Annotated in this window: 6 protein-coding genes; all 6 read right to left on the bottom strand. The window is 67.8% G+C overall.

Features of this window, described 5'->3' with window-relative positions; all coding sequences use genetic code 11:
- On the bottom strand, positions 1 to 254 hold a 254-nt coding region (locus BGN97_RS03660; protein ID WP_292698186.1), incomplete at its 3' end, for a DUF6093 family protein.
- A gap of 53 nt (positions 255 to 307) precedes the next feature.
- Entirely contained in the window at positions 308 to 733 is a 426-nt protein-coding gene (locus tag BGN97_RS03655) for a hypothetical protein (RefSeq protein WP_292698129.1), read from the bottom strand.
- Between the two features lie 15 nt (positions 734 to 748).
- The gene (locus BGN97_RS03650; protein WP_292698127.1) at positions 749 to 1,228 is read right to left on the bottom strand and encodes a hypothetical protein; all 480 of its coding nucleotides are present in this window, start codon (positions 1,226 to 1,228) and stop codon (positions 749 to 751) included.
- Complete coding sequence (locus BGN97_RS03645; RefSeq protein ID WP_292698125.1) at positions 1,229 to 2,200, bottom strand: major capsid protein; 972 nt, start codon at positions 2,198 to 2,200, stop codon at positions 1,229 to 1,231.
- 11 nt (positions 2,201 to 2,211) lie between these two features.
- Positions 2,212 to 2,820, bottom strand: a complete 609-nt coding sequence (locus tag BGN97_RS03640; protein WP_292698123.1) for a hypothetical protein — start codon at positions 2,818 to 2,820, stop codon at positions 2,212 to 2,214.
- 83 nt (positions 2,821 to 2,903) lie between these two features.
- Positions 2,904 to 3,342, bottom strand: a 439-nt coding sequence (locus BGN97_RS03635; RefSeq protein WP_292698121.1) for a hypothetical protein, incomplete at its 5' end; no start/stop codon positions are given.

Below are 3,342 nucleotides of genomic sequence, written 5' to 3'. Positions count from 1 at the left end.
ATGTGCCCGCGCGCGACTCCCGCCGTGTCGCCGGATGCCTCCGCGGGCGTCACGACCGGGACCGCGAGCGTCCCGCCCTGCTCCGCGAACCGCTGATCGGCGGTCGTGCGCTCGTTCGGCACGATCGCTCCGAAGGACAGCTTGCACTTGCCCTCGTAGATCAGCCGCGGCGGCGCATCGATGTACGCCAACAGCTCGTCAGACCAGACCTTCTCCCCCGACGACGGCTCGGTGACCCGGCACCTGTCCCGCATGTCCGCGTTCGCGGCACGCCGCCCACGGTTCAACGCGCTCAGCGAGGCCGGCATCAGCGACCCCCGCTGAAGCTGACGTTGTACACGCCCGGCAGGAACTGCGACACATCGCCCTCAGCGGACGCGAGCAGCCGCCCGCGCTCCGTCTCAGAGATGTACAGCTGTCCCGTCGACACCGCGGCATCGATCGTCTCCTGGAAGGTGTCCTCGCCGAGCTGTCGTCGCGCGTCCGGGTTCCGCAGCACGCGGATGACCATCGCCACCACAACGCGCGCCACGGACTCCGTGCGCAGATACGCGGGGTCGTCCTCCGGCAACGCCATGCGGCGGACGACGCCCGGGATCTCGTCTTGAACGATCCCCCAAGCGTCGTCCAGCCACTGCGTCGCCGCCGAACGCTCCTTCAGCTCGGCCGACTCGACCAGCGGACGCTCGAACGACTTCTCAAGCCGAGCGATGTCGGCTACTGGATTCGTCATGCGTCCCCCTTACGATCAGCCCTGCTCGATGGCCTCGACTGCGGCGATCAGCTCCTTGCGGCTGACCGTCTCGAGGTCGAACCCGTGATCGGGGTTCAGCTTCGACAGGTGCTCGAACCAGACCGCCTTCGACCCCTGAACGGGATGCGGGCGCTCGGGCTGCTCCTGCTCGCCGTCCTCGCCCTCGTCGTCGCCGTCGCTGGACTGGTCGGGCGGATTTTCACCCGGATCGCCAGCAGCCTCGGATGCTGCGACGCGCGCCAGCTCTTCAGCGGTCAGTGGCGTGCCGGCAGGCGGCTCGATGTGCTCCTGCTCGCCGCCGGACGCCTCCGGATCGCTCACGCCCTCCGGGGCGTCGCTGATCTTGTAGCCGCGGCGTCGGAAGAACTGGTATGCCGCCGAGTCGGTGTCGACCTCGGCTCGCCCTTCGGAGAAGGTGATGCCAGCGATGCGCCGGCTCACCTTCCCCGGGGCGCGAACAGTGACCATCGCCACTTACTGCACCTTGACGCGGAACGCGCCCGCCGACTTCGTGGCCTTGATCGCGAGGCCGACCGGCCCCAGCTCGACCTCGCCCGTCTTCACGGCACCCGAGGTGCTGAAGTCGGGGAGCCACTGCGAGAGCAGGTCGCCGTCCTTGACGGACGCGCCGTGCACGCCGTCGAGGCCGAAGCGGACGCCGTACAGCGAGGTGACGCCGGTCGCGGCGTCCGTCTCGATCACGTCATCGTTCGACCCGGACTTCTTGCCGAGATCCACGAACGGGATATCGCGGAACGTCGAAACGACCTGGCCCCAGTCGTCCTTCGTGGTGTTGTAGTAGCCGATCAGGTCGGCGATGAACTCGAGCACCGCGACGCCATCGGCGTTGGCGTAGATGACATCGACGCCATCCATGGAGCGCAGCCACTTCGTGATCGCGCGCTTCGCGTTGAGCGCGTCGGTCTTGTCGGCCAGTGCCGAGAAGTCGTGCGGCGTGGTGCCGGTCGCGAAGCTCTCGGTGGTCGTGCCGGTCACGGCCGCGTCGATGCCGTCGAAGCCGGGCGATGCCTGATCGAAGCCGGCCTCGACGCCGTTGATGAACTCATCCACGAACCGGGCGACGCTCGACTTGATGAGCTGCGACTGCTGGAAGACGATCTCGTTCGTCTGCGCGTCGCCGAGGTTCGCCAGCACGCGGTCGACCTTGTACGTGCCGCCGAGGGGCGACAGGGGCACGGTGAAGCGCTCACGCTTCGCCTCGGACGGGACGTACTCGTTGTTCTGCGAACGGAACGACGCGCCGCGCTCGGTCTTCACACGGGTGTAGCCGTAGACCAGCGTCGAGCCGGCCGTACCGGGCGACACCGAGTCATCGAACGTGATCCGGTTGAGCACCTGCGCGCTCTGCTTCCGGAACTCATCGATGATGTGGAAATCGATGTCGTCCTGCGTGTTGACCGCAGCATCTGCAAGGGTGATTGCCATGTATGGCCCTCCTACTTCTTGGTGATCCGAGCGGCGACCGCTTCAGCGAGCGTCTTCGCACGGGTGGTTGGGGTGGACGATCCGCCACCAGTGATCCCGGCATCCTGAGGGGATGCCGCGGACGGGGCGCGCAGCTTGAGGATCGCCGCGACCTGAGCCTTCAGCTCGTCCTCGGTCGTTCCGGTGAGCAGCGCGCGCTCGTCCTTGGTGATGCCGTTCTCGTTCGCGGCCGTGAGCTGAAGCAGCAGCGCAGCGTTCGCCGCCGACGCCTGCTCGGCGGCGGTGGCACGGTTGTTCGCCTTCTCGATCTCGCTGAGCTTCTCCTGCTCAGCGGCATCGAACTTGTCGGCCTTCGCCTTGTTGTCCTTCGCTCGCTGCTCCCACTGGCGCGAGTGACCGATGGCCTCTTCGTACTTGGCCTTGTAGTCGATCGGCTCAGCGGACGGATCAGCCGGCGGAGTCTGTGCAGACGGTGCGGGATCCGAGCCACCAGCGGGCGCGCCCTCGGCGCCGGGAACGGCGTCGATGTAGCGGAGCCACGGCCGGTGATATGCGGGCGCGAACAGCGGCCCGAGCGGCGCGGACTGCGCGAGCGGCCCGCTGGTTCGTGAGTTCGGCATGTATCTCCTTTGCGGAATCAGCCCGGCGCCGTGCGGCATGGGCTAGTCACCCCTCAAGGCCGTGCGGCCAGCGAGGGAAGTTCTCAGATCCGCCGCAGCGCCTCAGCGAGACTCGTACGGCGGTAGTTGGTGGACGACTCGAAGCGGTCGCGCATCTGCGCGCAGATGCGCTCGTGCACGATGTCGGCTCGGTCGTCATTCAGTCCGAGCGCGTCGGCGAGCTTCACCAGCTCGCCACTCTCCGGCCGGGACAGATCGACGCGGCCGATCTGACGCTGCACTGCCTCATCGAGCTGCGCCCATCGATCAGCAGTCAACGGGATGCCCCGCGACCCCGACACGACATCAGCGCTGTTCGGCCCGATCGAGCGTGGAACGAACCCATTCGCCCGGGCGTACTCACGCCGGTAGACCGCATCGAACAGCCTGCGTTCCTCGGCGGTCATCGTCGCCCTGTCGAGCGGGTCGCGCACGCCCGACTCGCGCGCCGCCAGCACCCGCTCCCGCGCGCTCCCAGCACGC

This window comes from Microbacterium sp. 69-10, assembly GCF_001897945.1.
Taxonomy (GTDB): Bacteria; Actinomycetota; Actinomycetes; order Actinomycetales; family Microbacteriaceae; genus Microbacterium.
The sequence above is the reverse complement of the archived record's forward strand: the minus strand, read 5'-3'. Positions and strand labels throughout refer to the sequence as shown.

Coding starts and splice junctions, on each gene's coding strand:
- BGN97_RS03640 (WP_292698123.1), bottom strand. CDS start 2,820: ATGCCGAACTCACGAACCAGCGGGCCGCTCGCGCAGTCCGCGCCGCTC.
- BGN97_RS03645 (WP_292698125.1), bottom strand. CDS start 2,200: ATGGCAATCACCCTTGCAGATGCTGCGGTCAACACGCAGGACGACATC.
- BGN97_RS03655 (WP_292698129.1), bottom strand. CDS start 733: ATGACGAATCCAGTAGCCGACATCGCTCGGCTTGAGAAGTCGTTCGAG.